This is a genomic window from Mesorhizobium sp. M7A.F.Ca.MR.362.00.0.0 (assembly GCF_004023175.1).
In the GTDB taxonomy this organism is placed as follows: domain Bacteria; phylum Pseudomonadota; class Alphaproteobacteria; order Rhizobiales; family Rhizobiaceae; genus Mesorhizobium.
The window spans coordinates 1-4,297 of the sequence record NZ_RZTF01000480.1 but is presented as its reverse complement, the minus strand read 5'-3'; the positions used below and the strand labels follow the sequence as shown (position 1 = coordinate 4,297).

Here is a 4,297-nt window from a genome sequence, read left to right as displayed (position 1 = left end):
GTAGACGATGGTGCCGAAAGCGTCGCCCTCGGCGCCACCGACGAAGAAGCGGATGTGGACGTCCTTGCACCATTTGGCGTCGAGCGCCCGCGCGGGCAAGGTGGAGATCGCAGCGGCAAGCATCGTGGCGGCGGCCACGACGGTCGAGCGCAGAACTGTCCTTCTCATCGTCATGCTCATGCACTTATCCTCCCTTTTTGTCCTCGCAAGCGAGGGGTTCGACATTCGCTTCGGCAATGTGCGTTGCAGACATCCCGGCCGGCTCCTCCCGCCGGCCGATCCTCACATCGGGTTCGGCAGGTAGCTGGCCCCTCCCCGGCATTGCTTGAGATATTCAAGCGCCCGCACCTGGCCGGTGATCTCGAGGTCGCCGCGATAGACCGGGTCGTGCCAGCCTTCGATATCGATGGCCCCCTTGTAGCCGGCCAGCCGCAATTCGCTGATCACCCGCGTCCAGTCGCTGTCGCCGAAACCGGGCGTGCGCATCTGCACGAAGGGCAGCCGGCCGAACACGCCATGCTCGCGGATGACATCCCAGCGCACCGTCGCGTCCTTGCCGTGGACATGGAAGATACGGGGCGCCCATTTGCGGATCTGGGGTATCGGATCGATCAGGTAGACGAGTTGATGGCAGGGCTCCCATTCCAGCCCGAGATTGTCATCGGGCACTTCGTTGAACATCAGCTCCCAGGCGTCCGGATTGTGGGCGATGTTCCAGTCACCGGCGGCCCAGTTGCCGTCCATGGCGCAGTTTTCGAAGGCGATGCGCACCCCCCTGTCGGCGGCACGCCTGGCTAACGCCCCCCAGACCTCCCTGAAGCGCGGCAGGCTGTCGGTCAGCTTCTTGCCGCGCAGGCGGCCGGTGAAGCCGCTGACCATCGAGGTGCCGAACAGATGCGCATTGTCGATGACCGTTTCCCAGGCCGCGAGCACGCCGCGATCGACCTCGCCGTCTTCCAGCGGATTGCCGAAAACGCCGAGCGAGGACACGGTGACGTCGGCATCGCCGATCGCCTCGCGGATCTGGCCGGCGAGAAGCGGCAGGTCCTTGCCGCCAAGCGTTTGCCAGAAGAAGGGCTGGATGCTCTCGAAGCCGTGCGGCAGGATCTGTTTGACGTAAGCCGCCGGGTCGTCGAGATTGGCCCGCACCATGGTGCCGATCCGGATGTCGAGAAGCGGGTTCGGCGTCATTGTGTGTCCTCTGCGATTGTCACGCGGCGGCCGGTCTCGGCGCTTTCGATGGCGCCGAAAACCATGGCCAGGCTCTTGATGTTGTCGGCGCCGCGCGTTTCCGGCTCGGTGCCGGTCTCGATGGCGTGCACGAAATCCTGGAGAATGCCGAGATGGCCGCCGACGCGATCGGACGCATCGAGCGGCGGCACCGCGATCGGCTGGGTTTTGTCGAACATTCCGTCGCGGCCCGGCATCACTGCTTCTGCCCTCAGCTCGTCATTGCCGTCCCAGAGCAGGCTGCCGCGCTCGGCGACGATGCGCCATGTACTTTCCCAACTGGTGCGGAAGCCGGCGGCGCACCAGCTCCCGGCATAGGTGAAGACCTTGCCGCGGCCGAGATCGAAGACGGCGCTGGCCGACGATCCCTGCCGGTACCAGGAATTGGCCGGCTCCCATTCCTGGCAATAGACGCCGGCCGGCTCGCCGGCGACCATATAGCGGGCGGCGTCGAATGTGTGGATCGCCATGTCGAGCAACAGCACATGCGCCATCTCCTCGCGAAAGCCGCCGAAATGCGGCGCGACGAAGAAGTCGGCGTGGATGCTGGTCGGCGTACCAATGGCGCCGGAATCCAGGAACCTGCGGATGCGCCTGACATTGGCGACATAGCGGCGGTTCTGCACGACGGCGTGAATGCGCCCGGCGCGGCGAGCGGCCTCGACGATGGCGCGCGCATTTTCCGGACTGTCGGCGAGCGGCTTTTCCGTCAGCAGATGGCAATTGTGGGCAAAAGCGGAAAAAGCGACTTCGCGCCGGGCGGCTGGAACCACCACGTCGAACACCGCTTGCGGTTTGGTCTGGTCGAGCACGGCGTCGAGATTGCTGCCGATGACGGCATTGGTGAGGTCGTATTCGCGCGCCCTCGCCCGTGCCCTGTCGGCATCGAGATCCACGAGGCCGATAAGGGTGAGCCCGTGGATCTGCCTGATGGCATCGAGCCAGGCCTTGCTCATCGCTCCGCAGCCGACCAGGACGACATCGATCATCCAGCGCTCCTCCTCCGCTCGGTCCCTCCAGACCGATCGTCACGGCATCCACGGCAGGACCGTAAACGTTTTTCCGTAAACGTTTACGAGAACACACCCGAAGGCGTAGAATGTCAATCGGCCCTTGGCGAAATTCGTCTTACCGCCTTGGCCTGAGCGGCTACCGGTGCTAGCCAAGCAAGGGGGAGAACAGTCTCTTGGCGTCCAGCATTCACGACCTTGCCCGTCACTTGAACATATCGATCGGCACGGTGTCGCGGGCGCTGAACGGCCGCGCCGACGTCAATGCCGACACGCGCCAGCGCGTGCTCGAGGCGGCCAGGACGCTGAACTATTCGCCGAACCAGTCCGGCCGCAGCCTGAGGCAAGGCGCCACCCGTTCGATCGCCTTCATGCTGCAGCCGCATCCCGGCGACCAGCAATATGGCGAGCCGTTCTTCATTCCGTTTCTGATCGGGCTGCAGGCCAGGCTTGCCGAAAGCGGGCTCGACCTGACCGTGGTCATGGGCGCGCCGGGCGACTACCAGCAGGAGCGCCTGCGCCGTGTCGTCGAGACGCGCCGCGCCGATGCCGTGCTGCTGGCCTGGACGCGGCGCGAGGACGAGCGCATCGACTATCTCACGCAAGCCGGCTTTCCGTTCGCCACGCTCGGCCGCAGTCGCTCCGGGGCCAAGTCCTATCCTTCCCTCGACCTCGATTTCGAGAAGGCCGGCGCCGACGCCGTCGACCGCCTTGTGGCGCGCGGTCACCGCCGTATCGCCGCTATCCGCCCGTCGCTCGACCTCAATTTCGGCTATCTGTTCCTCGCCGGCTACCGCAAGGCCTTGCGGCGGCACGGCATCGAGGTCGACCCGGAGCTGATCGCGTCCGGCTTCATCAACGAGGCCGGCGGCTACAAGGTGACGCCCCAGGTCATGCGCTCCAAGGCCCCGCCGACCGCCATCATCTTCAACAATGATGCAATGGCGCTGGGCGGCTGCAAGTCGCTGGCCGAGATGGGCATCAGGCCGGGCCAGGACATGGCGGTAACCGTCATCGTCGACACGCCGCTCTGCCGCTATTTTTCCCCGGCGTTGACCGCCTTCCGCCCGGCGCTGGAGCCAATGGGACAACGGCTTGCTGAAATGCTGCTGGCGTCGCTTCCCGCCTTCGCCGGCCCGGAGGGGCCGCGGATCATCCGCGAAGTCTGGCCGCTGGAACTGGTGGCGCGCGACAGCGATTGATGGTGGCAGCAGGGCCGCCGATGTCGTCTCCCCTCAAACAGCACACCGGTGCCGCAGTGCACCGGCCGCAACCTTGAATGCGCGGGAGGCGCTGCAGGTTCCGGATCGCGCCACAACCAGGGCGATCAGCGAGAGCCGGCCTTAAGACACTGGCGCCGCTCCGCCCTCTGCCGTGCGCCGTGCGATAAACTCATCCAGCACGCCTGATGTGGCGGCAGCCGTTGCCGGCGGCGCGAAATCGGCAAGCACCCGCCTCCAGACACCGGTGGCGCGCTCGCTCGCTGTCTTCGAGCCGCTTTGCGTCCAGTTGCCGAAATTCGACCAGTCGGCCACCAGCGGTTCGTAGAAGGCGGTGCGGTAGCGCGCCATGGTGTGACCGGCCGAGAAGAAGTGGCCGCCCGGCTGCACCTCGGCGATCGCCTCGAAGCCGATCGTATCGGTGTCGCCGGGCGTCGCGGCACAAAGTTCAGCCACCGTCTGCAGCGCCTCGATGTCGGTGATCAGCTTCTCGAAGGAGACACTGAGGCCGCCCTCCAGCCAGCCGGCGGCATGGATGCACATCGTCGCTCCGGCCAGCACCGAGCCCCACAGCGCGAACTGCGTCTCGTGCGCGGCCTGCGCGTCTGAGATGTTGGCCGCACTGCCGCCGCCGGAACGCCACGGCAGTCCGGTGAAGCGCGCCAGCTGACCGGCGCCCAGCGTCGCCTTGACATGCTCGGGCGTACCGAAGGCTGGCGCGCCGGATTTCATGTCGACATTGGAAGAGAACGAGCCGTAGACGACCGGTGCGCCGGGCCGCACGATCTGCGCCAGCGTCAGCCCGGCCAGCGCTTCGGCATGCTGCAGCGTCAGCGC

At 66.1% G+C, this 4,297-nt stretch carries 4 protein-coding genes and 1 pseudogene; 1 reads left to right on the top strand and 4 read right to left on the bottom strand.

Annotated elements, in window-relative coordinates:
• The 3 genes and pseudogenes from EOC06_RS33450 to EOC06_RS33440 form a co-directional block, all read right to left on the bottom strand.
• Positions 1-180, bottom strand: a pseudogene (locus tag EOC06_RS33450) (sugar ABC transporter substrate-binding protein); the annotation flags it as partial.
• 102 nt (positions 181-282) lie between these two features.
• Entirely contained in the window at positions 283-1,191 is a 909-nt protein-coding gene (locus tag EOC06_RS33445; protein ID WP_128309803.1) for a sugar phosphate isomerase/epimerase, read from the bottom strand.
• Positions 1,188-2,219: a Gfo/Idh/MocA family protein gene (locus EOC06_RS33440; protein WP_128309802.1), complete on the bottom strand. Its 1,032-nt coding sequence runs from the start codon at positions 2,217-2,219 to the stop codon at positions 1,188-1,190. Before EOC06_RS33440 ends, EOC06_RS33445 begins: the two co-directional genes overlap by 4 nt.
• A 197-nt stretch (positions 2,220-2,416) precedes the next feature.
• On the opposite strand from EOC06_RS33440, the gene EOC06_RS33435 reads away from it, so the two are divergent.
• Positions 2,417-3,442 carry a LacI family DNA-binding transcriptional regulator gene (locus EOC06_RS33435; RefSeq protein ID WP_127270067.1) on the top strand — a complete coding sequence of 342 codons (1,026 nt, stop codon included), beginning with the start codon at positions 2,417-2,419 and terminating at the stop codon, positions 3,440-3,442.
• 141 nt (positions 3,443-3,583) lie between these two features.
• On the opposite strand, the gene EOC06_RS33430 is transcribed toward EOC06_RS33435, so the two are convergent.
• Positions 3,584-4,297, bottom strand: a 714-nt coding sequence (locus EOC06_RS33430) for a trimethylamine methyltransferase family protein (RefSeq protein ID WP_206631314.1), incomplete at its 5' end; no start/stop codon positions are given.